At 61.6% G+C, this 22,186-nt stretch carries 26 protein-coding genes; 14 read left to right on the top strand and 12 right to left on the bottom strand.

Annotation, left to right across the window (positions count from 1 at the left end; all coding sequences use genetic code 11):
• Positions 1 to 166: 166 nt before the first annotated feature.
• Genes N430_RS25040 through N430_RS25030 form a run of 3 tightly spaced genes read left to right on the top strand, consistent with a single transcriptional unit; the run spans position 167 to position 2,496 of the window.
• Positions 167 to 733, top strand: coding sequence for a YfiR family protein (locus N430_RS25040; protein ID WP_110639481.1), 567 nt, complete (start codon positions 167 to 169; stop codon positions 731 to 733).
• On the top strand, positions 730 to 2,001 hold the full coding sequence (locus N430_RS25035) for a diguanylate cyclase domain-containing protein (protein WP_110639480.1): 1,272 nt from the start codon (positions 730 to 732) through the stop codon (positions 1,999 to 2,001). The genes N430_RS25040 and N430_RS25035 overlap by 4 nt, the downstream gene beginning before the upstream one ends.
• A 3-nt stretch (positions 2,002 to 2,004) precedes the next feature.
• Complete coding sequence (locus tag N430_RS25030; protein WP_110639479.1) at positions 2,005 to 2,496, top strand: OmpA family protein; 492 nt, start codon at positions 2,005 to 2,007, stop codon at positions 2,494 to 2,496.
• 196 nt (positions 2,497 to 2,692) lie between these two features.
• On the opposite strand, the gene N430_RS25025 is transcribed toward N430_RS25030, so the two are convergent.
• The 3 genes from N430_RS25025 to N430_RS25015 all read right to left on the bottom strand — a co-directional run bounded on the left by N430_RS25025 (position 2,693) and on the right by N430_RS25015 (position 4,583).
• Positions 2,693 to 2,956 (bottom strand): DUF3077 domain-containing protein, encoded by a 264-nt coding sequence (locus N430_RS25025; RefSeq protein ID WP_110639478.1) that lies wholly within the window; start codon positions 2,954 to 2,956, stop codon positions 2,693 to 2,695.
• A gap of 73 nt (positions 2,957 to 3,029) precedes the next feature.
• Positions 3,030 to 3,272: a hypothetical protein gene (locus N430_RS25020; RefSeq protein ID WP_110639487.1), complete on the bottom strand. Its 243-nt coding sequence runs from the start codon at positions 3,270 to 3,272 to the stop codon at positions 3,030 to 3,032.
• Positions 3,273 to 3,638: 366 nt separating this feature from the next.
• Positions 3,639 to 4,583 carry a LysR family transcriptional regulator gene (locus N430_RS25015; RefSeq protein WP_110639477.1) on the bottom strand — a complete coding sequence of 315 codons (945 nt, stop codon included), beginning with the start codon at positions 4,581 to 4,583 and terminating at the stop codon, positions 3,639 to 3,641.
• Between the two features lie 132 nt (positions 4,584 to 4,715).
• Between N430_RS25015 and N430_RS25010 the strand changes: the two genes are divergently transcribed.
• The gene (locus N430_RS25010; protein WP_103448979.1) at positions 4,716 to 6,242 is read left to right on the top strand and encodes a CoA-acylating methylmalonate-semialdehyde dehydrogenase; all 1,527 of its coding nucleotides are present in this window, start codon (positions 4,716 to 4,718) and stop codon (positions 6,240 to 6,242) included.
• Positions 6,243 to 6,252: 10 nt separating this feature from the next.
• Positions 6,253 to 7,143, top strand: a complete 891-nt coding sequence (gene mmsB / locus N430_RS25005) for a 3-hydroxyisobutyrate dehydrogenase (RefSeq protein ID WP_110639476.1) — start codon at positions 6,253 to 6,255, stop codon at positions 7,141 to 7,143.
• Between the two features lie 92 nt (positions 7,144 to 7,235).
• On the opposite strand, the gene N430_RS25000 is transcribed toward mmsB, so the two are convergent.
• The 5 genes from N430_RS25000 to dmeF form a co-directional block, all read right to left on the bottom strand.
• The gene (locus tag N430_RS25000; protein ID WP_110639475.1) at positions 7,236 to 7,628 is read right to left on the bottom strand and encodes a hypothetical protein; all 393 of its coding nucleotides are present in this window, start codon (positions 7,626 to 7,628) and stop codon (positions 7,236 to 7,238) included.
• A complete protein-coding gene (locus N430_RS24995; protein WP_110639474.1) occupies positions 7,625 to 8,602 on the bottom strand; it encodes a hypothetical protein in 978 nt (325 codons plus the stop codon). Before N430_RS24995 ends, N430_RS25000 begins: the two co-directional genes overlap by 4 nt.
• A 10-nt stretch (positions 8,603 to 8,612) precedes the next feature.
• Positions 8,613 to 9,101 (bottom strand): type VI secretion system tube protein Hcp, encoded by a 489-nt coding sequence (locus N430_RS24990; protein WP_110639473.1) that lies wholly within the window; start codon positions 9,099 to 9,101, stop codon positions 8,613 to 8,615.
• Between the two features lie 293 nt (positions 9,102 to 9,394).
• Complete coding sequence (locus tag N430_RS24985; RefSeq protein WP_003258412.1) at positions 9,395 to 9,739, bottom strand: cupin domain-containing protein; 345 nt, start codon at positions 9,737 to 9,739, stop codon at positions 9,395 to 9,397.
• Between the two features lie 96 nt (positions 9,740 to 9,835).
• On the bottom strand, positions 9,836 to 10,774 hold the full coding sequence (dmeF, locus tag N430_RS24980) for a CDF family Co(II)/Ni(II) efflux transporter DmeF (RefSeq protein WP_110639472.1): 939 nt from the start codon (positions 10,772 to 10,774) through the stop codon (positions 9,836 to 9,838).
• A 70-nt stretch (positions 10,775 to 10,844) separates the two neighbouring features.
• Between dmeF and N430_RS24975 the strand changes: the two genes are divergently transcribed.
• From N430_RS24975 to N430_RS24965, 3 genes are all read left to right on the top strand, one after another.
• Entirely contained in the window at positions 10,845 to 11,120 is a 276-nt protein-coding gene (locus N430_RS24975) for a metal/formaldehyde-sensitive transcriptional repressor (protein ID WP_110639471.1), read from the top strand.
• Between the two features lie 173 nt (positions 11,121 to 11,293).
• Entirely contained in the window at positions 11,294 to 11,521 is a 228-nt protein-coding gene (locus tag N430_RS24970) for a type II toxin-antitoxin system HicA family toxin (RefSeq protein WP_110639470.1), read from the top strand.
• Positions 11,518 to 11,925, top strand: coding sequence for a type II toxin-antitoxin system HicB family antitoxin (locus tag N430_RS24965; RefSeq protein WP_110639469.1), 408 nt, complete (start codon positions 11,518 to 11,520; stop codon positions 11,923 to 11,925). Before N430_RS24970 ends, N430_RS24965 begins: the two co-directional genes overlap by 4 nt.
• Before the next feature lie 94 nt (positions 11,926 to 12,019).
• On the opposite strand, the gene N430_RS24960 is transcribed toward N430_RS24965, so the two are convergent.
• Positions 12,020 to 12,904, bottom strand: a complete 885-nt coding sequence (locus N430_RS24960; protein WP_110639468.1) for a LysR substrate-binding domain-containing protein — start codon at positions 12,902 to 12,904, stop codon at positions 12,020 to 12,022.
• 78 nt (positions 12,905 to 12,982) lie between these two features.
• Between N430_RS24960 and N430_RS24955 the strand changes: the two genes are divergently transcribed.
• Entirely contained in the window at positions 12,983 to 13,747 is a 765-nt protein-coding gene (locus N430_RS24955) for a sulfite exporter TauE/SafE family protein (protein WP_110639486.1), read from the top strand.
• Here the strand turns inward: N430_RS24955 and N430_RS24950 are convergent.
• Positions 13,737 to 14,051, bottom strand: coding sequence for a putative quinol monooxygenase (locus tag N430_RS24950; protein WP_110639467.1), 315 nt, complete (start codon positions 14,049 to 14,051; stop codon positions 13,737 to 13,739). The two genes, N430_RS24955 and N430_RS24950, sit on opposite strands and share 11 nt — an antisense overlap.
• Before the next feature lie 160 nt (positions 14,052 to 14,211).
• On the opposite strand from N430_RS24950, the gene N430_RS24945 reads away from it, so the two are divergent.
• From N430_RS24945 to ggt, 3 genes are all read left to right on the top strand, one after another.
• Positions 14,212 to 14,802 carry an NAD(P)H-dependent oxidoreductase gene (locus tag N430_RS24945; RefSeq protein ID WP_110639466.1) on the top strand — a complete coding sequence of 197 codons (591 nt, stop codon included), beginning with the start codon at positions 14,212 to 14,214 and terminating at the stop codon, positions 14,800 to 14,802.
• A 30-nt stretch (positions 14,803 to 14,832) separates the two neighbouring features.
• Complete coding sequence (locus N430_RS24940) at positions 14,833 to 15,729, top strand: LysR family transcriptional regulator (RefSeq protein WP_110639465.1); 897 nt, start codon at positions 14,833 to 14,835, stop codon at positions 15,727 to 15,729.
• Positions 15,730 to 15,846: 117 nt separating this feature from the next.
• The gene (gene ggt, locus N430_RS24935; RefSeq protein ID WP_110639464.1) at positions 15,847 to 17,514 is read left to right on the top strand and encodes a gamma-glutamyltransferase; all 1,668 of its coding nucleotides are present in this window, start codon (positions 15,847 to 15,849) and stop codon (positions 17,512 to 17,514) included.
• A gap of 130 nt (positions 17,515 to 17,644) precedes the next feature.
• On the opposite strand, the gene N430_RS24930 is transcribed toward ggt, so the two are convergent.
• Together N430_RS24930 and N430_RS24925 are read right to left on the bottom strand one after the other, a co-directional pair.
• On the bottom strand, positions 17,645 to 19,564 hold the full coding sequence (locus tag N430_RS24930) for a methyl-accepting chemotaxis protein (RefSeq protein WP_110639463.1): 1,920 nt from the start codon (positions 19,562 to 19,564) through the stop codon (positions 17,645 to 17,647).
• A gap of 198 nt (positions 19,565 to 19,762) precedes the next feature.
• Positions 19,763 to 20,656: a neutral zinc metallopeptidase gene (locus N430_RS24925; protein WP_110639462.1), complete on the bottom strand. Its 894-nt coding sequence runs from the start codon at positions 20,654 to 20,656 to the stop codon at positions 19,763 to 19,765.
• 187 nt (positions 20,657 to 20,843) lie between these two features.
• On the opposite strand from N430_RS24925, the gene pcaH reads away from it, so the two are divergent.
• On the top strand, positions 20,844 to 21,563 hold the full coding sequence (gene pcaH, locus N430_RS24920; protein ID WP_051100860.1) for a protocatechuate 3,4-dioxygenase subunit beta: 720 nt from the start codon (positions 20,844 to 20,846) through the stop codon (positions 21,561 to 21,563).
• A 10-nt stretch (positions 21,564 to 21,573) separates the two neighbouring features.
• Positions 21,574 to 22,179: a protocatechuate 3,4-dioxygenase subunit alpha gene (pcaG, locus tag N430_RS24915; protein ID WP_110639461.1), complete on the top strand. Its 606-nt coding sequence runs from the start codon at positions 21,574 to 21,576 to the stop codon at positions 22,177 to 22,179.
• Positions 22,180 to 22,186 lie beyond the last annotated feature (7 nt).

Below are 22,186 nucleotides of genomic sequence, written 5' to 3'. Positions count from 1 at the left end.
TTGCGTCGCGAAAGGGCCGCAACGCGGCCCCGGCAATTTTTGCCGCGAAGCTGAAACCCTGGGGCCGCTTCGCAGCCCTTTCGCGACGCAAGGCCGCTCCTACAGATAGCCAGCGTTGTGCTATCGTTGCGCCGACTTCAGACAGGATTTTTGAGAGAATTCTCACATGACAGGCGCCAGGGAGCGGTTGACAGGCTGTGCGCTTTCACTGCTGCTAGTTGCCCTGTCGCTATTGGCCGGCCCCGTCCAGGCGGACGGTTCGGCCACTTCCGCACAGGCCCAGCAGCGTGCCAAGGCGGTCACCCAGGTGGTCCTGGGTATCCTCAGCTATGCGCGCTGGCCTAACGAGCCAGTACCCTTGCGCTTGTGCCTGGTCGGCCCCACCGAATATGCCGACGACCTGATCAAAGGTAACGTGCAGAACTCTGGCCAACCCTTGCAGGTAAGGCGCCTGCTGGCCGACGACCGGCAGGTCGCCCAGGCCTGTGACGCCGTATACATCGGCAAGCTCGACGATGCCCAGCGTGACCGTCTGTTCCAGGCTGTCAGTGGCCATCCGGTACTGAGCATCAGCGAAGCCGACGACCCGTGCACGGTGGGCAGCTTGTTCTGCCTGCGCGTCGGCGATCAGCAGGTCGCTTTCGAGGTCAACCTCGACTCCGTGGCGCGTTCCGGCGTGCGTATCCACCCCAGTGTGTTGCAGCTTTCACGGCGTCGCGGAGCGCTGCCATGAAGGTCGGCAAGAAGCAGGGCGTGCGTCCGACGTTGCGTTCGGTACTCGGCCGTGGCCACCTCAGCGTGGCCCTGATGGCGGTGGGCCTGGCCGGTATTTCGCTGACCTTGCTCGGCGTGCTGGCCCTGCGTGTATACGCCAACCACAACCTCCACCTGATTGCCCGCTCGATCAACTACACCGTCGAAGCCGCCGTGGTGTTCGACGATAGCGCTGCTGCCAATGAGGCGCTGGAACTGATCGCCAAGACCGAAGAAGTGGCCGACGCCAAGGTATTCAATAACGATGGTGAGCAGCTGGCGCATTGGCAGCGCCGCGATGAGGGCGTGCTCGGGCACCTGGAGTCGCGCGTGGCGACGGCTTTGCTGGATGAGCCGATCAACCTGCCGATCATGCACCAGCAGCAGAAGGTCGGGCATATCGAACTGATCGGGCAAGGCCGCAGCCTGTTGCTGTTCTTGCTCAGCGGCCTTGGCGGCATCCTGTTCTGTACGGTCCTCAGTGCCTTTGTTGCCTTGTACCTGTCGCAGCGCATGCTCGGCGACATCGTCCGCCCCCTGCGCGCCCTGGCCAGCGTCGCCCACGCCGCACGCCGCGAACGTAGTTTCGACCGCCGTGTGCCGGAAGCGCCCATTGCTGAGCTCAACGAGTTGGGCAACGACTTCAATGCCCTGCTCGATGAACTGGAGGTCTGGCACGGCCACCTGCAGAACGAGAACGCGACCCTGGCCCACCAGGCCAGCCACGACAGCCTCACCGGCCTGCCCAACCGTGCGTTCTTCGAGGGCCGCCTCAGCCGCAGCCTGCGCAACGCCGCGCGGCAGCAGGACCATTTGGCGTTGCTGTTCCTGGATAGTGACCACTTCAAGCAGATCAACGACAGCCTCGGCCATGCCGTGGGCGACGAAGTGCTGATCAACGTGGCTGACCGCGTGCGAGCGCAACTGCGCGAGCACGACCTGGTGGCCCGCCTGGGTGGTGACGAGTTTGCCGTGCTGCTGACCCCGCTGCACTCACGCGAGGATGCAGAGCGCATCGCCGAGAAGATCATCGCCAGCATGCAACTGCCGATGCTGCTTGATGGCGGCGAAAGCCTCACCACGTCGCTCAGTGTCGGCATCGCTTACTACCCGGATGATGGCAGTGACCCTGCCAGCCTCCTCAATGCCGCGGATGCGGCGATGTACCAGGCCAAGCGCAAGCGCCGTGGCCAGTGGCAAGCGGCGCAGACGGAACGGTCCGCCGTCGATTTCAGGAACAGGAGTTGAACCGTGATACAGCGTTTGCGTTTTTCTTTCGTCGTGATGTTGCTGGCCTTGCTGGCGTTGGCAGGTTGCCAGAGCACGCCACCCAAAGGGCTGACTGCCGAGCAGATCGCCGTGCTCAAGCGCGAAGGTTTTGCCCCTACCGACGAGGGCTGGGCGTTCGACCTGTCGGGCAAGGTGCTGTTCGGCAGCGACCTGGACAGCCTCAACGGCGAGAGCCAGGCGATTGTCGAGCGGATCGGCAAGGCCTTGCTGGGTGTGGGCATTCAGGGCGTGCGGGTCGATGGCCATGCCGATGCCTCGGGCAAGGCGGCGTACAACCAGCAGTTGTCCGAGCGGCGTGCGCAGAGTGTGGCCAAGGCGTTGATCGACGTTGGCATGCTGGCACAGAACATCCGTACCCGCGGGTTGGGCAGCACGCAGCCGGTGGCGGACAACCGCACCAGCGCCGGGCGGACCGAGAACCGCCGGGTGTCGATCGTGGTGGCGTCTTATTGATAGCTCCGGTCTACCGCACTGTTTGTGATAGCGGGCTTGCCTTGACAAGGAGTTGTGGTGGGTCTTACAGGTGCCAGCCTTGAGTTTTTTGGCGCCTGTCAGATCGAGCGCCGCCCGCGCGGCGCTCGATCTGATAGGCGCTGCACATCTGTCGGCGAACACCTGGTGGCCGTGATGCGCTATCAGGCCCGGCCCATCAATGCCTCATGCCCATCTCGGCATCATCCATCAGCGCCTTGGCCATCGCGCTCAGGTAGTGCGAGGCCCAGATCATCATCGGTTTCTCGTCCATCAGACCGAGGATGGTCAGTTCCCGCACGTAGCCCATGAGTTCCGAGGCCTGTTCACGGGCATCCTGGCAAGGAATGCCGGGTTCGATGCGGAAAAGTGGGTGGGTCTGGTTTTCACCTTGGAAGAAGGTGGTCTTGCCGACGGTGCATTGGGTGTTGTCTGTGGTCATTGTTTAAATCTCCCTGAAATCTCTATTACCTGGTCTGGCCTCTTCGCGGGCCTGACAACGCATCACCCGAGCCTCAGTGCAAGGTCCGAGGCCCAGTAGGCATCTGCACCTGGATCAACGCGGATTCGAGCAAAGCCCGCAGCGCCTCCAGCTCATGCATCGAGGTCATCATCAGGATCGACGCCGGTGACTTGGGCTGCAGCAGCAACGCCTGATGCACCACCGTCGTCGCGCAGAGCGCGTAGTCAGTGGCCTGAATCAGGGTGTCTTCAAGGGAATGAATATCGTGGGGTGGATCGGGAACAATCTTTAGCATGGTGGCACTCTCTATGGATTGGCTAGAGCCGCCACTCATGACTTGCAGTGTGATGGGTGGCAGCCACGTACGGGTCTGCAAGACCGGCAGAGAGCAAAAATCCGGCAGGTTCGAAAACCTCCCGTACGCAGCCACCATCAAGCGCGCGCAATGGCATGCCATTGGCTATCGGTGATCGACATTTTTGCTCTGGACGGGCTTGCAGGCCCGGTCGCTGCTTTGGCAACGACCGGACCACACTAGGCCGCCCAGTACACCACCGCAATGGCTCAAGGGCGGTAGGAAGCTAATTCAGAAATGGACTACAAACAACGGGAAAAATCTGAAGTTTTGGATCAGAGGGGATCGTCTTTAGATTTTCAGCGTTCATGCAAAGCGCATCTCGCGGGTCTCACCCATCAACAACGGCGCATTCGCCTCTGTCACCCCGCGGATGTAATCCCACAGCAGGGTAATCCGCTTCAACTTGCGCAAGTCCTCCCGGCAATACATCCAGAATTGCCGCGTCACCTCGATCTCCTCCGGCAACACCGTCACCAGCCGCGCATCCTGCGCCGCGAGGAAGCACGGCAAGATCGCCAAGCCACGCCCCTGCAGCGCTGCCGTGTACTGGGCTATGACGCTGGTGCTGCGCAAGTGCGCATTGGCATTGGGAATCAGGTTGGCCAGGTACAACAGCTCCGAGCTGAACGCCAGGTCGTCGACATAGCTGATGAACGGGTGGCTGACCAGGTCGCTGACCTGGCGGATCGGCGCGTGGCTGTCGAGGTAGTCCTGGGTCGCATAAAGCCGCAACCGATAGTCACACAGCTTGCAGCACACATAAGGCCCATGCTCCGGCCGTTCCAGGGCAATGACGATGTCTGCCTCGCGCTTGGACAGGCTGATGAAGTGCGGCAGCGGCAGGATATCCACCGAGATCGCCGGGTAGGCATCGACGAAGTGGCTCAACTGCGGGGTGACGAAGAAGCTGCCGAAGCCCTCGGTGCAGCCCATGCGCACATGCCCCGACAGCGCCACGCCGGAGCCTGAGACTTGCTCGCAGGCCATGTGCAAGGTGCTCTCGATCGACTCCGCGTAGCCCAGCAGGCGTTGCCCCTCGGCGGTCAGGACGAAGCCGTTGGTGCGTGACTTCTCGAACAGCAGCGTGCCCAACGCCCCCTCCAGCGAGCTGATGCGCCGCGACACCGTGGTGTAGTCGACGGCCAGGCGTTTGGCCGCGCTGCTGGCCTTGCGCGTGCGCGCCACTTCGAGGAAGAACTTCAGGTCGTCCCAGTTCAGCGCACTGAGGGAGGTCAGGTCTTTTTGCATGTTGATCCGGTTTTTTTGTGCGTTCTTGTTGGATGTTTGCACATCTATACTCGAAAAAAGCCCCAAGGCGCCACCTCGTGTTTGCCCGGCGCTGGCGATCTCGTCCTGACAATAATTCCAAGGAGAACGCAGATGAACGCACCACAATCCCCTGACAAGACCAAGGTCGAGCAGGTCAAGCTGCTGATCGACGGCCAGTGGGTCGAGTCGAAAACCAGCGAATGGCGCGATATCGTCAACCCGGCCACCCAAGAGGTGCTGGCGCGGGTACCGTTCGCCACCGTCGAAGAAGTGGATGCCGCCGTGGCCGCTGGCCAGCGTGCCTTCAAGACCTGGCGTGACACCCCGATTGGGGCACGCATGCGCATCATGCTCAAGCTGCAGGCGCTGATCCGCGAACACACCAAGCGCATCGCCCAGGTCCTCAGCGCCGAGCAGGGCAAGACCCTCGCCGACGCCGAAGGCGACATCTTCCGCGGCCTGGAAGTGGTCGAGCATGCGGCCTCCATCGGCACCCTGCAGATGGGCGAGTTCGCCGAGAACGTTGCCGGTGGCGTGGACACCTACACCCTGCGCCAGCCGATCGGTGTGTGCGCTGGCATCACCCCGTTCAACTTCCCGGCGATGATTCCGCTGTGGATGTTCCCGATGGCCATCGTCTGCGGCAACACCTTTGTCCTCAAGCCGTCCGAGCAGGACCCACTGTCGACCATGCTGCTGGTCGAGCTGGCGCTGGAAGCCGGTGTGCCTGCCGGTGTGCTGAACGTGGTGCACGGCGGCAAACAGGTGGTGGATGCGATCTGCACCCACCAGGACATCAAGGCGATTTCCTTCGTCGGCTCCACCGAAGTCGGTACCCACGTCTACAACCTGGCCAGCCAGCACGGCAAGCGCGTGCAGTCGATGATGGGCGCGAAGAACCACGCTGTGGTGCTGCCTGACGCCAACCGCACGCAAACCGTCAACGCCCTGGTCGGTGCTGCCTTCGGTGCAGCAGGCCAGCGCTGCATGGCTACTTCGGTGGCGGTACTGGTGGGCAAGGCGCGTGAGTGGCTGCCAGACATCAAGGACGCGGCGAGCAAGCTCAAGGTCAACGCCGGTTGCGAGCCGGGCACCGATGTCGGCCCGGTGGTTTCCAAGCGCGCCAAGGAGCGGGTGCTGGGCCTGATCGAAAGTGGCATCCAGGAAGGCGCCAAGCTCGAACTCGATGGCCGTGGGGTGAAGGTGCCGGGCTACGAGCAAGGCAACTTCGTCGGCCCGACCCTGTTCTCCGGGGTGAAGACCGACATGCAGGTGTACACCCAGGAAATCTTCGGCCCGGTGCTGGTGACCCTGGAAGTCGACACCCTCGACGAAGCCATCGCCCTGGTCAACGCCAACCCGTTCGGCAACGGCACTGGCCTGTTCACCCAGAGCGGCGCGGCGGCGCGCAAGTTCCAGAGCGAGATCGACATCGGCCAGGTCGGTATCAACATCCCGATTCCGGTACCGGTACCGTTCTTCAGTTTCACTGGCTCGCGCGGTTCCAAGCTCGGCGACCTGGGCCCGTACGGCAAGCAAGTGGTGCAGTTCTACACTCAGACCAAGACCGTCACCGCCCGCTGGTTCGATGACGACAGCGTCAACGACGGTGTGAACACCACCATCAGCCTGCGCTAAGGAGCTTGTCATGCGTATCGCATTCATCGGCCTGGGCAACATGGGCGCACCCATGGCCCGCAACCTGATCAAGGCCGGGCATCAGCTGAACCTGTTCGACCTGAACAAGACCGTGCTGGCCGAACTCGCCGAACTGGGCGGGCAGGTCAGCGCTTCGCCCCGGGACGCGGCGGCCAGCAGCGAGCTGGTGATCACCATGCTGCCGGCGGCAGCCCATGTGCGCGCCGTGTACCTCAACGAAGACGACGGTGTGCTGGCGGGCATCCGCCCAGGCACGCCGACGCTGGACTGCAGCACCATCGACCCGCAGACCGCACGTGATGTGTCCAAGGCCGCTGCGGCCAAGGGTGTGGACATGGGTGATGCGCCGGTGTCCGGCGGTACCGGCGGCGCGGCGGCGGGCACGCTGACCTTCATGGTCGGCGCCAGCACCGAGCTGTTCGCCACGCTCAAGCCGGTGCTGGAGCAGATGGGCCGCAACATCGTGCACTGCGGTGAAGTGGGTACCGGGCAGATCGCCAAGATCTGCAACAACCTGCTGCTGGGCATCTCGATGATCGGCGTGTCCGAGGCCATGGCCCTGGGTAATGCGCTGGGCATCGACACCAAGGTGCTGGCAGGGATCATCAACAGCTCGACGGGACGCTGCTGGAGCTCCGATACCTACAACCCGTGGCCGGGCATTATCGAGACTGCACCTGCCTCGCGTGGGTATACCGGTGGGTTTGGCGCCGAACTGATGCTCAAGGACCTGGGGCTGGCCACCGAGGCTGCGCGCCAGGCACACCAGCCGGTGATCCTCGGTGCTGTGGCCCAGCAGCTTTACCAGGCGATGAGCCTGCGCGGTGAAGGCGGCAAGGACTTTTCGGCGATCGTCGAGGGGTACCGCAAGAAGGATTGACGAGCGAGGACTTCATCGCGGGGCGGGCGGCCTTCCCTCTGTAACTGCGCACCAGAGGGGAGGGGGCCCGTACTGCGGTGTTTTTTTGGGAATTATTTAGGTAAGGGGGGTAAGTAATGCATGAAAACACCTAGTCCTAAAAGTGCAATAAATGATGTCGTGAATCCAACGCCTATAGCGATGAGGGGGGTCTTGATTTTCGAAGGTAGCTTATTGATTTCGTCGATATCGATTAGTTTTCTTTTTGTGTAAATCTTGGGGGTGAGGAGGATAAATGAAATATTGGTCAGTCGTATGATTTTTCCCATCAGTCCAGCATGTTGCCATAACTCTTTTTCACCCGTTACCATATCACAGTTTGATAAGAAACTTTCAATGTGATCGATTTTGCGGTGGGCAATATAGATCGTTATTGTCAGGGTTGAAAAAGTCAATGTTATGAAGATTAGGCCGTGCACTAAAAAGGCCACGTGGATAATTGTCATTTTGTTACCGTCTCGTATAGAACTTCTCCAATTTCAGCTCCTACTTCATTTCCCAGCTTGCCGCCTGCCATTCCCCCTGCTGTACCGCCGAAAATCCCGCAAGCGAGGCCTCCGGCTCCCCTAGTTGCTACGCCAAAAATCACGCCGCAAGCCGCACCTAAAATACGTTTGCCAACGATAGCCCCAACGGTTGTACCTCCTATGCCGAAGGTTAAAGAGCTAATCTCAACATACTGTGCCTTTCTACATTCCTCCTCGCGTCCGAGTGTACAGGCTTTATGTATCTCCAGGCCCGTAGCAGCGACGTCTAACGCAATCCCCACGTACGTTCCTTTCTTGATCAAATTAGCAGCCGTCGCCACGCCTGAGACTTTATTGGCATATCCAGCAATCTCGCCTGTATGCAAATAACTCTTTGTGGATATCCCTAACGTCCTTTTGATCGAACCTTTGTTCTTTAGCCCTGAACCGTAAGCGGCCAGCTTTTCTAATTGTTCATCCAGTCTCCTAAACAACGCCGAACGCTTGGCATAGAACTGATCACGAGCCGCCATGGTCCCTGACCCGAGATGCTGTTGGTGCAGCTTCTCGATATCCATCAAGGTGGCCTCGATAGCTTTCAGGTGCTTGCTCCACCCTTCACTGACCACGCCAGCACCCATGGAGACATGCGCAATGAGGCTCTTCAACGTCTCGAAATTATCTAGGAAAAAGTTATCCACACCCTGGCCGTTGCGCATCAACCCCATATGCACAATCGCGGCCTGCCTCATCATCCAGGCTTCCTGCCTGGTGCAGGAGGCCGTGGTGGGGTCGCCGATGATGATAAGTTCGCCGCTACGGACCACGGTATTGGCGATGTGTGAATTCAGCACGTCAAACTTCTCCAGGGCATGACCGCTCAGCACCAGATCGGATTTCAGCCTGTGATAGTTTTGCAGCTTGAGATTGAGGTACGCGCGGGCTTCAGACATGGCAGCACCCTCACGCGTATTTTTTGTTGCCGATGCGGTCCCAGCCTCCAGCGATATTGCCGCCGCCACTGCCATCGTGGCGGCGCTGCTGGGTGTAGGTGGTCTTGATCCGCCCGTAATTGAGCTGAACCACTTCTAGTGGCACTCCGGAGTCCACGGCCTGCGAATATTCGGCGATGATCACCTCTTCGAGGATGATTTCGAAGTATCTGAGCTTGTCGCCGCCAGCGCGGCAGAGGGCGAGATTCACCTCTTTCAGGTGCAGGCCTGTGCAACTGGCTTCCATCAGTTTGCAACTGGCGTTGTCGAGGTATTTGGTGAAAGTGAAGTTGGTGACAGAAGTCCTGCCCGATGTAGCGCCACCCGCGGAACTGGCAGTGGCAGATGCACTTTGGCTGACGCCAAAGTCATAGCCCAGCACTTCAATCCATTTGCTGTATTTCTCGTCCAGTGCTTCGCCTGGAATACTGTCGATCTGAATGTAGGCGTCGAATGCCATGATTACTCTCCTTGACATTGTTTTGGATGGGCAATGCTGCCCGGCGAATCGGGCGACCCGTGCAGGCTAGGTCTGGGAGAGTGCGAGGGCAATACGCTATGGGGCGGTGTGGAGCAATTCAGAAAAGGACTACAAGCAGGGGGATTCAAGCTGAGGGTAAATGTTAGAAGATGTTGCCGAAGTTCATTGGTTTTACATCTGTTTAGCTATTTTTGATACCGCTGTTCAACATAGTGATGGCCCTGTAGGAAGTTTCGCGTTTTCCACAGGGCCTACATCGCGCTGGCAATAAATCAGGCGAAGACGAAGTACTTGCGCACGGTCTCGACCACTTCCCAGGTGCCTTTCATCCCCGGTTCGATCACGAACACATCACCCGCTTTCAGGTGCTTCGGCTCTTCGCCTTCCGGGGTGATGATGCAGTAGCCATCGAGGAAGTGGCAGAACTCCCACTTCTCGTAGTTGACCTCGAACTTGCCCGGGGTGCAGATCCAGGTGCCCATGATCTTGCTGCCGTCGGCCGACAGGTAGGCGTTGAGGTTGACGGTGTGCGGATCGCCGCCGATGCGCTTCCACTTGGTGGCGTCCACGACCGGCGTCGGGCAGGTTTCGCGCAGGACGGTGATGAAATCGGACATGGCACAACTCCTGGTGACTGGCTGAATGACTCGTCACCATAGGGCCTATGGCCGAGCCGCAGTTGCCTGGGCTCGACGTCCAGCTGCCTGCCCGCGCTATGCCAGGGCGTTGACCTCGACGGTGATATGGGCCAGTTCCTCGTGCACAACCAGTGCCTGGCGCACGCTGTCGGCACTCAATGCCGCCTGGGTGGCCAGGCTGAGGATACAGGCGTATTGGTCCTTGCCTACGCGCCACACGTGCAGGTCGGTGATGGTGGCGGGTACCGGCAGTTCGGCGACAACCTCGCGAATCTCCTCGACCACTGGCGCATCCATCTCGGCATCCAGCAAGACGCGACCAGTATCGCGCAGCAGGCCACGGGCCCAGAGCGCCACCAGCACAGCCCCGACCAGGCCCATCACCGGGTCAAGCCAGCTGGCGCCCCAGAACTTGCCGGCCAGCAGGGCGACGATCGCCAGCACCGACGTGGCGGCGTCGGCAATCACATGCAGGTAGGCCGAGCGCAGGTTCAGGTCGTGGTGATGATGGCCGTGGTCGTGATGATGGTCATGGCCATGACCATGGTGGTGATGATCGTGATCGTCGCGCAGCAGCCAGGCACAGATCAGGTTCACGGCCAGGCCGATCATCGCAATGAAGATCGCCTCGTCATAGTGGATCGGCCCCGGCGTCAGCAGGCGCTCGGCCGACTGGAAGGCCATCAGCCCGGCCACACCGAGCAGCAGCAGGGCGCTGGAGTAGCCGCCGAGGATCTCGATCTTCCAGGTGCCGAAGGCGAAGCGCTGGTCCTTGGCATAACGGCGTGCGGCAGCGTAGGCCAGCAGCGACAGCCCCAGCGCCAGGGCGTGCGAGCTCATGTGCCAGCCGTCGGCGAGCAGGGCCATGGAGTTGAAGAACCAGCCACCGGCGATTTCCGCCACCATCATGATCGCCGTCAGCCACACGGCCAGGCGTGTCTTGCGCTCGGCGCCAAGGTTACTGGTGTGGAACTGGTGACTGTGCTGCCAGCGGCCTGAGGTTTGTGTCGCCATGGTTTATCATGCTCCCGGAATGTCGAGAAATATACTATACCCCAGTATACCTAGCATGGTGTGAAAGCGAATGGCACATACGATCAAGAGCAAGAAGCAGCTGCTGACCCGCGTGCGCAAGATCAAAGGCCAGGCCGCTGCCCTGGAAACCGCGCTGGAGCAAGACAAGGACTGCCTGGCGATCCTCCAGCAGATCGCCGCCGTGCGCGGCGCGGTGAACGGGCTGATGACCGAAGTGATGGAAGGGCACATCCGCGAACACCTGGTCGCGGAAGGGCTGAGCGCCGAGGAGCGGCAGGAAGAGGCGGACAAGGTGGCGGCGTTGTTGCGGTCTTATCTGAAGTGATACCCCCTGGGGGTATACGGGAGGAATGCAGGTTTCCTACAGAGCTATAAGTTGAAGCCTACTGGGTGAACTGAACCATCCGCTGGTCGCCTGACGTGTGCATAGTGTGTACTGCGCTTCGTTTTGGTCAATTCGGTGTGTATCATACACATCGACTGCCGAAGGAAGGGTGAATGCGCAGTCGTGAAGTGATCCAGCTCATTGAGGCGGATGGGTGGTATGAAGTCGAGGTGAAGGGCAGCCATCACCAGTTCAGGCATCCGTTCAAGAAAGGGAGGGTGACAGTTCCTCATCCCAAGAGCGATCTGCCTAAAGGCACCGTACACAGCATCTTGAAACAAGCTGGCTTGAAGCCGTCCAGTGGCTTCGTCAGCGCGAACATCAGTGGAGGCGCGCAATGAAATTTCCGGTCGTATTACACAAGGACGCCGATTCGGATTACGGCGTGACCATTCCCGATGTGCCCGGCTGCTTCTCTGCCGGGTTGACTGTCGCCCAGGCGCTAGAGAACGTTCAGGAGGCGCTGGCGCTTCATTTTGAGGGCCTGGTTGCCGATAACGAGGCTCTACCGCAAGCACAGGAAGTCGATGTCCATGTGGCGAATCCCGATTTTGCCGGTGGGGTCTGGGCTGTCGTTGATTTCGATGTAACGCCCTATCTGGGGAAGGCCGTGCGGTTCAATGCAACACTTCCGGAAAACTTGCTGCAGCGGATCGACGAAAAAGTGAAGCGTGATCATCGGTATGCCTCCCGTTCCGGATTTCTCGCCTCAGCTGCACTGCGAGAGCTGGCGCTCGCGCACTGAACAACGAGTCGGCTTTGCAATCCATCAGTTTGGAAGCGGGTGAATCGGGGCGCCGAACCGCCGCAAATACGTCAGCTCAGGCGACGTTGGGCGTTCACGCTTGCATCAGTCGCTCAACCAACCCCGCCGCATAGCCCGGTAACCCGGCAAAATCCCGCGCACACAACAGCAGCCGCCGGTTGGCCCAGTCTTCCCGCAGTGCCACCCAATGCATCGGCAGCACGCCCTTCCAGCGCTGTACCGATGCCAGCGGCACCACGCCGATGCCCGCACCACCGGCGACCATGCGAATCACCCCGTCAAACCCTTCGGCCCGCACGCGTACCTGCATGCGGTGGCCTTCGCGCAGGGCCTGTTCCTCCAGATACAACGCCAGGGCACTGTTCACCCCCAGCCCGACGTGGCCATGGGCAAGGCAGTCGACAAAGCTCGGGGCGGGTTCTGAGGCGAGGGGATGATCCAGTGGTGTCACCAGCACCAGCGGGTCATCGCGAAAGGGCAGGGTCTGCAGATGCGCGCTGGGTGCGGCGGTGGAAATGATGCCCAGGTCAGCCATGCCCTGGGTGATCGATTGCACGATGCGCAGGCTCGGCAGCTCCTGCACATCGATGCTGATCCCGGGGTTGTCGGCAAGGTAGCTGGCCAGCAGCTCCGGCAGGTACTCGGTCAGCGCCGCCGTGTTGCACAACAGCCGCACCTGGCCTTGCTGGCCGCGTGCATAGTGGGCCAGGTCGAACTGCAGGCGCTCGACCTGCTGGCCGATCAACCGCGCATGTTGCAACAGCGCTTGGCCGGCCGGTGTCGGCTGCACGCCACGACGGTTGCGCTCAAGCAACGGCGTTCCCAGTGACGCCTCCATGGCGCGGATACGTGCGCTGGTCGCTGGCAGCGAAAGATGGCTGCGGCGGGCGCCGGCGGTGATGTTGCCGCACTCGGCGGTGTGCTGGAAAAGCCGGAGGTCGATCAGGTCGAAATGCATCTGCCTCTGTCCTGGCAAGAGTCTGGCTGAGTATATGGCAGATTTTCAGTCCTTCTGTGGCATTCCATCATGGCGACCATGAATACCTTGATCGCTTTCTACCAGAACATTGGCCCGGCATTGACGCTGCTGGTGGTCGTCACCTTCTTGCTGGCCGGTGCCGTCAAAGGTGTGATTGGCCTGGGCCTGCCGACCATCGCCATGGGCTTGCTGGGGCTGGCTATGCCACCGGCGCAGGCTGCGGCGCTGCTGATCGTTCCGTCGACGCTCACCAACCTCTGGCAACTCGCAGCCGGTGGGCATCTGCCGGCGCTGCTGCGCAGGCTTGGGCCGATGCTGGCGATGATCTTCTTCGGTACCTTGCTGGGCAGTGCCTGGCTGGGCATCAACAGCGGTCCTTGGGCGGTGCATGCATTGGGGGCGGCGCTGGTGATCTACGCGCTGTATGGGCTGGCAGGTCCAGCCCTGCGAGTGGCACCGGAGCGGGAAGGGTGGTTGGGGCCGGTCTGTGGGCTGGTGACCGGTGTGGTCATTGCGGCCACTGGCGTGTTCGTGATGCCTGCGGTGCCTTACCTGCAGAGCCTGGGCCTGAACCGTGACGAGATGATCCAGGCACTGGGCCTGTCGTTCACGGTCTCGACCTTGGCGCTGGCCTTTGGCCTGGCCGGGCAGGATGCCTTGGGTGGGCAAGCGCTGGGTGCTTCTCTGCTGATGCTGGCGCCAGCGCTGCTGGGCATGCTCGCTGGCCAGTGGCTGCGCCAGCGCATCAGCGCAGCGCTGTTCAAGCGCTGCTTCTTCATCGGCCTGGCCGCGCTGGGCGGCCATCTGCTGATCAACGGTTAGCGGACGAGGCGCTGAGCATCACGATCGGTTGGATGTCGAAATCGCGCTCCAGGTAGTCCATGCGCTTTTCGAAGAACGCGACCATGTGCGGCAGTGCCGAGTGCACGTCCAGCGCTGCCTTGTCGGCCCACACCTCATAGAACACGAACAGGCTCGGGTCCTGCTGGTCGCGCAGCATGTGGTATTCGATGCAGCCCGGTTCCTGGCGGCTGGGTTCGACGTAGGCGCGGAAGAGGGTTTCGAAGGCTTCGGCCATTTCCGGACGGGTCTTGGCCTTGAGAATGAATGCGTGCTGCTCGCTCATTGATCGTTTACTCAGAAATGAAGGGTGAATCGATTCTACGGCAATAATCCAGTTTGCATTCGTGACTTCAGGTCAATTGTTTTTTGCCCAGCACCTGCTGTATCCCACGCCCGCGAGCCATTACTGTGCCGGTCATCCATTTATGACCCCGAGGCCCAGCATGAAAAAGATCCTTCTGCTCAATGGCGGCAAACAGTTCGCTCACTCCGACGGCCGTCTCAACCAGACCCTGCACGACGCCGCCCTGGCCCATCTGGACCGTGCCGGTTTCGACGTACAGCAGACCTTCATCGATGGTGGTTACGACGTCCAGGACGAGGTCGAGAAATTCCTCTGGGCCGATGTGATCATCTACCAGATGCCAGGCTGGTGGATGGGCGCACCGTGGACCGTGAAGAAGTACATCGACGATGTCTTCACCGCTGGCCACGGCAGCCTTTATGCCAACGATGGCCGCACCCGTTCCGACCATTCGCAGAAGTACGGCAGCGGTGGCCTGGTGCACGGCAAGCAGTACATGCTGTCATTGACCTGGAACGCGCCACAGCAAGCGTTCGATGACCCGAGCGACTTCTTCGAGGGCAAGGGCGTGGATGCGGTGTACTTCCCGTTCCACAAGGCCAACCAGTTCCTCGGCATGACCGGTCTGCCGACCTTCCTGGCGGTAGATGTGATGAAGCGCCCGGATGTGCCGACAGCCCTGGCAGCCTATGAGGCTCATCTGGACAAGGTGTTCGGCAAGGCGATCTAATCCCTGCACGGACCCAGCACAGGCGCTCAAGTGAAAACCCGATCCGAAGAACTCCAGGTATTTGTCGCCGTCATCGACTGCGGCTCGATCTCCGCGGCTGCCGAGCAGATGGGCCAGACCCCATCGGCCGTCAGCCGCACGCTGTCACGCCTGGAGGCCAAGCTCGGCACCACCCTGGTCAACCGCACCACCCGACGCATGGACCTCACCGAAGAAGGCCGCTTCTTCCTTGAACGTTCGCGCCTGGTGCTGGAGCAGATGGACGAAATGGAAGAGCGCCTGTCGATGAACCGGCAGACCCCGTCCGGGCGCCTGCGCATCAACGCCGCGGCGCCGTTCATGCTGCACGCCATCCTGCCGTGGATCGGCGAGTTCCGCCGCCAGTACCCCGGCATCGAGCTGGAACTCAACACCGACGACCTGATCATCGACCTGCTGGAGCAGAGCACCGACGTGGCCATCCGCATCGGTGACCTTGCCGACTCCAGCCTGCATGCCCGCTCGCTCGGTTGCAGCCCGGTACAGGTGCTGGCAAGCCCGGCGTACCTGGAACAACACGGCACTCCGGAAAAAGTCGAAGACCTGAACAGTCACACACTGCTCGGCTTCAGCCAGCCCGAGTCGCTCAACCAGTGGCCGTTGCGCCACGCCCAGGGCGACCGCTGGGGCATCCGCCCGGCGCTGATCGCCTCCAGCGGCGAGACCCTGCGCCAGCTGGCGCTGGCCGGGGAGGGCATCGTCGCCCTGTCGCACTTCATGACCCACGAAGACATCCGCGCCGGCCGCCTCAAGGTGCTGCTGAGCGAGGCCAACAACGGCTATCGCCAGCCGATTCACGCGGTGTACTACCGCAACACGCAGCTGGCCTTGCGTATCCAGTGCTTCCTCGATTTCATCCAGCGCAAACTGTCGATGTACGCCTGCTGAGTTGCCTGAACGCGACAAATTCTGTCCACAGGCGGCGAAACTTCCTACGTTTGATTGCACAGTCAGAGCGCTTCGGCCTTACTGACTGCTCAACAAAAACAACACCAAGGAAGTGTCATGCGTATTGTCCCGTTCCAGTACCTGGCTCTGGCAGCCGCGATCCTGAGCTGTTCCTCGACGTACGCCGCCACGTTGGAAGGCGGCGCTGTGGCTGCGCCCGATCAATATGGTGCACAGGTGGCCGCCGACATTCTCAAGAAGGGCGGCAACGCGGTAGACGCGGCAGTGGCCACGGCCTTCACCCTCGCGGTGACCTACCCCGAGGCGGGCAACATCGGCGGCGGTGGCTTCATGACCCTGTTCGTCGACGGCAAACCATACTTCCTCGACTACCGCGAAGTGGCGCCCAAGGCCGCCTCGCGCAACATGTACCTGGATGACAAGGGCGAGGTGATCGAGAACCTGAGCCTGGTCGGCGTGCGCGCCGCAGGCGTACCTGGCACGGTGATGGGCCTGTGGGAAGCCCACCAGAAGTTCGGCAAGCTGCCCTGGAGCGAGTTGCTGACCCCGGCCATCGGTTACGCGAAAAACGGCTTCAAAGTTGCCGAAAAGCAGTACCAATATCGCAACGATGCCCAGGGCATGTTCAAGACTGCGACTAACTTCAACGACTATTTCGGCAACATGAAGGTCGGTGAACTGTTCAAACAACCGGAAATGGCCCAGACCCTCGAACGCATCGCCGACAAGGGCGTGAGCGAGTTCTACCAAGGCAAGACCGCCGACCTGCTGGTGGCGCAGATGCAAGCTGACAAGGGCCTGATCACCAAGGAAGACTTGAAAGACTACAAGGCCGTGTGGCGCGAACCGATCGCCATCAGCTGGCGCGGCAATGTGGTCTACACCGCGCCACCACCAAGCTCCGGCGGCGTGGCCCTGGCCCAGCTGCTGGGCATCAAGGAAGACCGAGCGGCGGATTTCAAGGGCGTGGCGCACAACTCGGCGCAGTACATCCACCTGCTTTCGGAGATTGAAAAGCGCGTGTTCGCCGACCGTGCCGACTACCTCGGCGACCCGGCGTTTACCAAGGTGCCGGTCGACCAGCTGGTGGCCAAGGACTACCTGGCCAAGCGCGCCGCGCAGGTCAACCCGAAAGCCATCTCCGAGACCGACAAGGTCAAGCCGGGCCTGGAACCGCATCAGACCACGCACTTCTCGATCGTCGACAAGCAGGGTAACGCCGTCAGCAACACCTACACCCTCAACCTCGATTACGGCAGCGGCGTGGTGGTCAAGGGCGCGGGCTTCCTGCTCAACGACGAGATGGACGACTTCAGCGCCAAGCCTGGCGCAGCGAATGCCTTTGGCGTGGTTGGCGGTGACGCCAACGCCATCGAGCCGGGCAAGCGCATGCTGTCGTCGATGAGCCCGAGCCTGATGACCCGCGATGGCAAGGTCGAACTGGTGATCGGTACCCCGGGTGGTTCGCGGATCTTCACCTCGATCTTCCAGGTGATGAACAACCTGTACGACTACGGCATGCCGCTGGAGAAGGCCGTGGCGGCGCAGCGTGTGCACCATCAGTTGCTGCCCAAGGACACCATCTACTTCGACAGCTACGCGCCGCTGACCGGGCCGGTGGCTGATGAACTGAAGAAGATGGGCTATGTGCTGGAGGATCAGGGCTGGGAGATGGGCGATATCCAGGCGATCCGGGTCAACGGCGCGCAGCTTGAGACCGCTTCGGATCCGCGTGGGCGCGGGGTGGGGATGATCGTCAAATAATATTCGAGATTGCCGGGAGGGCTTTGCCCTCCTTTCGCGACACAAGGCCGCTCCTACAGTGAAACGCGATTTCCTGTAGGAGCGGCCTTGTGTCGCGAAAGGGCCGCAAAGCGGCCCCAGGATCTGAAAGTCAGACGCGGAACTGGCTGACCAGCATCTGCAACTGACCACCCAGGCGCGCCAGCTCGACGCTGGACGCTGCCGTTTCATCACTGGCCGCTGCAGTCTGTTCGGACACATCCCGCACATTCAGGATGCTGCGGCTGATCTCTTCAGCCACCGCGCTCTGCTGCTCGGCCGCCGCCGCGATCTGCTGGTTCATCGACTGGATGCTCGATACCGTACCGGTGATGTTCTCCAGAGAGGCACCGGCCTTGCGCGCCAGCTCGACGCTGCTGTCGGTCAGCGTGCGGCTGCCCTGCATGGCATTGGCCACCTGCTGGGTGCCGTGCTGCAGGCTGGCCACCAGTTCTTCGATCTCTTCGGTGGACTTCTGCGTGCGCTGGGCCAGGCCACGCACTTCGTCGGCGACCACGGCGAAACCACGGCCGGCTTCACCGGCACGGGCCGCTTCGATCGCGGCGTTGAGCGCCAGCAGGTTGGTCTGCTCGGCCACCGACTTGATCACGTCCATCACGCTGCCGATCTTCTGGCTTTCCTGCTGCAGCAGGTTCATGGCTTCGGTGGAACGGTGCACTTCTTCGGCCAGGCGTTCGATCTGGCTGATCGCCTCGCCCACCACGCGGTCACCGGCACGGGCCTCGTCGTCGGCACCGGTGGCAGCATGCGAAGCCTGCTCGGCGTTGCGCGCCACTTCCTGAACGGTGGCCGCCATTTCGTGCATGGCGGTGGCCACCTGGTCGGTCTCGACCTTCTGGCTGTTGGCGCCGGCGCTGGTCTGTTCGGTCACCGCCGACAGCTCTTCGGCGGCGCTGGCGATCTGGGTGACGCCGTCATGGATGCCGCTGATCAGCTCGCGCAGGGTGGTGCCCATGCGCGCGATGCCTTGTTGCAGCACGCCGATTTCGTCGCGGCGGGTGACGCGCAGGTCGTGGGTCAGGTCGCCACCGGCGATGCGTTCCACGGCTTGCAGGGTATCGCGCAGCGGGCGGGTGATCTGGCGGGTGATGACCACGGCCGCAATCACGCCAGCCAGCAGTGCCAGCAGCGTGGCGATGGTCTGCAGGCTGCGGGCCTGAATGCTCTCGGCGTCACGGCGTTCCAGCTGGATGCTGTACAGCGCGTCACTGCGCTTGACGATATCGGCACCTTGCACGGTCATTTCCGCGCGGGCAACGGTGATGTCGGCAACCGCATCGCGGAATTGGCGCACGGCATCACGATAGGCCAGCACCGACTGCTCGAACTGCTGCACACGGGTAGCTTCGGCCGGCAGCTGGCGCTTGAGGGTTTCGATGTCGGTCAGGCTACCTTCCAGCTGGCGCAGGGCCGCCTGCTCGTTGGCGGCGGAGTTTTCGGCGATGTAGCCGCGCACGTCGATGCGCACCTGCAGCAGTTGCTGGCGCGCCTTGCTGATCAGCTGGTACTGGGCCAGGCGCACGCTGTCGCCCTCGGGGCGGGACATGACGTCCTGGCTGAGGACTTCCATGGCGTCATCGGCCTTGGCCGCCGACACGTTCATCGCATCACGGGCGGCCAGCGAACTCTTGTAGCCGGCGCGCATCTTGTTCAGCGACACCTTGTACTCGCTGATGGTCTGCCCCAGCTCCTTGAGCAGCGCGACGTTGGCCGGGCTGGTGAAGGTGGTGACCAGGTATTGCTGCTGCTTGCTGAACGCGTCGAGCTTGGCCTGGGTGTTGGCTGCGGCGGTTTCATCGCCGTTGGCGATCATGTACTGCAGGCGCGAGATGCGCAGGTCGGTCAGGTCCTTGTTGAGCTGGCCGATGTCGCCCATCCAGTTGCTGCGGTCGATCAGGCTGCCCAGGCTGGTCCAGCCAGTCAGGGCCAGCAGGCCGGTTAGAAACAGCACCAGGCCGAAGCCCAGGCCGAGTTTGAGGTTGACGCTGATATTGGCGAACCAGCTGTTCATGCACGCTCTCCAGAAAATTCATTCGCTCACTTGATCATCGATCGCAGGGCGTTGTTGTTCTGGGGAGCCCGCTGATTCGTGCAGGTGTTATCGGCACGAGGAAGGGAAAGCTGAATCGCTTTTTCAGCTGATTTGTAACTATGTGAAAACCTGTGGGAGCGGCATGCCCGCGAAGGGCCGCAAAGCGGCCCCATGCTCTCAAAGGCTACGCGCGCTGAAGGTATCGCAGCTGTTCACATTACCCTGGGCAAACCCGGCCTTGAACCAGCGCACCCGCTGCGCCGAGGTGCCATGGGTAAACGAATCGGGCACCACGCGCCCCTGGCCCTGCTGCTGCAGACGATCATCACCAATGGCATTGGCCGCATTCAGGGCCTCCTCGACATCGCCGGGCTCCAGCCAGTTCAACCGCTTCTGCGCCTGATACGCCCATACCCCGGCCAGGCAGTCAGCCTGCAGCTCCTGGCGCACCAGCAGGCCATTGTCGCCTTCCATGCGCTGGCCACTGCGCCGCGCGGCATCGACTTTGGCCGATACCCCCAGCAAGGTCTGCACGTGGTGGCCGATCTCGTGGGCGATCACATAGGCCTGGGCGAAGTCGCCGGCCGCAGCGAAGCGGGTTTCCATCTCGCGGAAGAACGACATGTCCAGGTAGACCCGCTGATCCGCCGGACAGTAGAACGGGCCGACCGCCGCAGAAGCAAAACCGCAGGCCGAATTCACCTGGCCGCTGAACAGCACCAGCTTGGGATCGCGGTACTGCTTGCCGGCCTGGGCGAACAAGGCCTTCCAGGTGTCTTCGGTGTCGCCGAGGATCGAGGCGACGAACTGCGCCTGTTCGTCATTGGCCGGCGGCGCCTTGCCACCGGCACCACTTGGCGCTGCCTGCTGTTGCTGTTGGTCCATCTGCCCGGCGAGCTGGCCAAGGATCTGCAGCGGGTCCTGGCCGGTCAGCCAGCCGATGCCGACGATCAGCAGCACTGCGCCGAGCCCCAGCCCCTTGCCGCCGCCAAAGCGCATGCCGCCACCGCCACCACCTTCGCCGCGGGCATCGACCACGTTGTCGCTGCGCCGGCCTTTTCGCCATTCCATGAGGTGCTCTCCAGAGCGTGAAACATGGGGATAAAGATTAGATCACCCCAGCCAAAGCCACTAATACATAACCATTTGGTTATGTAATGGACGGTTGATTTCAATATTCTTCCCGCGCGACCTATCTGAAACTGCAAGTCCGCCTGCCGTGACAGGCGTTCTCATAATTCCAAGAGAGGAATCCGGCATGCCCGCCCAGGACAACAGCCGCTTCGTGATCCGTGATCGCAACTGGCACCCCAAGGCCCTGACGCCCGACTACAAGACTTCCATTGCCCGCTCGCCGCGCCAGGCACTGGTCAGCATCCCGCAGTCGATCAGTGAAACCACTGGCCCGGACTTTTCCCACCTGGGCTTCGGTGCCCACGACCATGACCTGCTGCTGAACTTCAACAACGGTGGCCTGCCGATCGGCGAGCGCATCATCGTTGCCGGCCGCGTCGTCGACCAGTACGGCAAGCCTGTGCCGAACACCCTGGTGGAGATGTGGCAAGCCAACGCCGGCGGCCGCTACCGCCACAAGAACGACCGCTACCTGGCGCCGCTGGACCCGAACTTCGGTGGCGTTGGCCGTTGCCTGACCGACCGCGACGGCTACTACAGCTTCCGCACCATCAAGCCGGGCCCGTACCCATGGCGCAACGGCCCGAACGACTGGCGCCCGGCGCATATCCACTTCGCCATCAGCGGCCCGTCGATCGCCACCAAGCTGATCACCCAGTTGTATTTCGAAGGTGACCCGCTGATCCCGATGTGCCCGATCGTCAAGTCGATCGCCAACCCCGAAGCCGTACAGCAGTTGATCGCCAAGCTCGACATGAGCAACGCCAACCCGATGGACTGCCTGGCGTACCGCTTCGACATCGTGCTGCGCGGCCAGCGCAAGACCCACTTCGAAAACTGCTGAGGACCCCGCCATGCCAATCGAACTGCTGCCGGAAACCCCCTCGCAGACCGCCGGCCCCTACGTGCACATCGGCCTGGCCCTGGAAGCGGCCGGCAACCCGACCCGCGACCAGGAAATCTGGAACCGCCTGGCCAAGCCCGACGCTGCGGGCGAGCACATCCTGCTGATCGGCCAGGTGTATGACGGCAACGGCCACCTGGTGCGTGATTCGTTCCTGGAACTGTGGCAGGCCGACGCTAACGGCGATTACCAGGATGCCTACAACCTGGAAAACGCCTTCAACAGCTTCGGCCGCACCGCCACCACCTTCGATGCCGGTGAGTGGACCGTGCACACGGTCAAGCCGGGTGTGGTGAACAATGCTGCGGGTGTGCCAATGGCGCCGCACATCAACATCAGCCTGTTTGCCCGGGGGATCAACATCCACCTGCATACCCGTCTGTATTTCGATGATGAGGCCGAGGCCAATGCCAAGTGCCCGGTGCTCAACCTGATCGAGCAGCCGCAGCGCCGCGAGACCTTGATTGCCAAGCGTTGCGAGGTAGATGGGAAGACGGCGTATCGTTTCGATATCCGTATTCAGGGGGAAGGGGAGACGGTCTTCTTCGACTTCTGAGTGAATG

Origin of the sequence: Pseudomonas sp. CC120222-01a (assembly GCF_003097235.1) — a bacterium.
Taxonomy (GTDB): domain Bacteria; phylum Pseudomonadota; class Gammaproteobacteria; order Pseudomonadales; family Pseudomonadaceae; genus Aquipseudomonas.
This window is presented reverse-complemented; position numbering and strand designations above follow the sequence as displayed.

Excerpts from the sequence above, each read along its gene's own strand:
- N430_RS25040 (WP_110639481.1), top strand. The coding sequence starts at position 167 with ATGACAGGCGCCAGGGAGCGGTTGACAGGCTGTGCGCTTTCACTGCTG.
- N430_RS25035 (WP_110639480.1), top strand. The coding sequence starts at position 730 with ATGAAGGTCGGCAAGAAGCAGGGCGTGCGTCCGACGTTGCGTTCGGTA.
- N430_RS25025 (WP_110639478.1), bottom strand. The coding sequence starts at position 2,956 with ATGACCACAGACAACACCCAATGCACCGTCGGCAAGACCACCTTCTTC.
- N430_RS25020 (WP_110639487.1), bottom strand. The coding sequence starts at position 3,272 with ATGCTAAAGATTGTTCCCGATCCACCCCACGATATTCATTCCCTTGAA.
- N430_RS25015 (WP_110639477.1), bottom strand. The coding sequence starts at position 4,583 with ATGCAAAAAGACCTGACCTCCCTCAGTGCGCTGAACTGGGACGACCTG.
- N430_RS25010 (WP_103448979.1), top strand. The coding sequence starts at position 4,716 with ATGAACGCACCACAATCCCCTGACAAGACCAAGGTCGAGCAGGTCAAG.
- mmsB (WP_110639476.1), top strand. The coding sequence starts at position 6,253 with ATGCGTATCGCATTCATCGGCCTGGGCAACATGGGCGCACCCATGGCC.
- N430_RS25000 (WP_110639475.1), bottom strand. The coding sequence starts at position 7,628 with ATGACAATTATCCACGTGGCCTTTTTAGTGCACGGCCTAATCTTCATA.
- N430_RS24995 (WP_110639474.1), bottom strand. The coding sequence starts at position 8,602 with ATGTCTGAAGCCCGCGCGTACCTCAATCTCAAGCTGCAAAACTATCAC.
- N430_RS24990 (WP_110639473.1), bottom strand. The coding sequence starts at position 9,101 with ATGGCATTCGACGCCTACATTCAGATCGACAGTATTCCAGGCGAAGCA.
- N430_RS24985 (WP_003258412.1), bottom strand. The coding sequence starts at position 9,739 with ATGTCCGATTTCATCACCGTCCTGCGCGAAACCTGCCCGACGCCGGTC.
- dmeF (WP_110639472.1), bottom strand. The coding sequence starts at position 10,774 with ATGGCGACACAAACCTCAGGCCGCTGGCAGCACAGTCACCAGTTCCAC.
- N430_RS24975 (WP_110639471.1), top strand. The coding sequence starts at position 10,845 with ATGGCACATACGATCAAGAGCAAGAAGCAGCTGCTGACCCGCGTGCGC.
- N430_RS24970 (WP_110639470.1), top strand. The coding sequence starts at position 11,294 with ATGCGCAGTCGTGAAGTGATCCAGCTCATTGAGGCGGATGGGTGGTAT.
- N430_RS24965 (WP_110639469.1), top strand. The coding sequence starts at position 11,518 with ATGAAATTTCCGGTCGTATTACACAAGGACGCCGATTCGGATTACGGC.
- N430_RS24960 (WP_110639468.1), bottom strand. The coding sequence starts at position 12,904 with ATGCATTTCGACCTGATCGACCTCCGGCTTTTCCAGCACACCGCCGAG.
- N430_RS24955 (WP_110639486.1), top strand. The coding sequence starts at position 12,983 with ATGAATACCTTGATCGCTTTCTACCAGAACATTGGCCCGGCATTGACG.
- N430_RS24950 (WP_110639467.1), bottom strand. The coding sequence starts at position 14,051 with ATGAGCGAGCAGCACGCATTCATTCTCAAGGCCAAGACCCGTCCGGAA.
- N430_RS24945 (WP_110639466.1), top strand. The coding sequence starts at position 14,212 with ATGAAAAAGATCCTTCTGCTCAATGGCGGCAAACAGTTCGCTCACTCC.
- ggt (WP_110639464.1), top strand. The coding sequence starts at position 15,847 with ATGCGTATTGTCCCGTTCCAGTACCTGGCTCTGGCAGCCGCGATCCTG.
- N430_RS24930 (WP_110639463.1), bottom strand. The coding sequence starts at position 19,564 with ATGAACAGCTGGTTCGCCAATATCAGCGTCAACCTCAAACTCGGCCTG.
- N430_RS24925 (WP_110639462.1), bottom strand. The coding sequence starts at position 20,656 with ATGGAATGGCGAAAAGGCCGGCGCAGCGACAACGTGGTCGATGCCCGC.
- pcaH (WP_051100860.1), top strand. The coding sequence starts at position 20,844 with ATGCCCGCCCAGGACAACAGCCGCTTCGTGATCCGTGATCGCAACTGG.
- pcaG (WP_110639461.1), top strand. The coding sequence starts at position 21,574 with ATGCCAATCGAACTGCTGCCGGAAACCCCCTCGCAGACCGCCGGCCCC.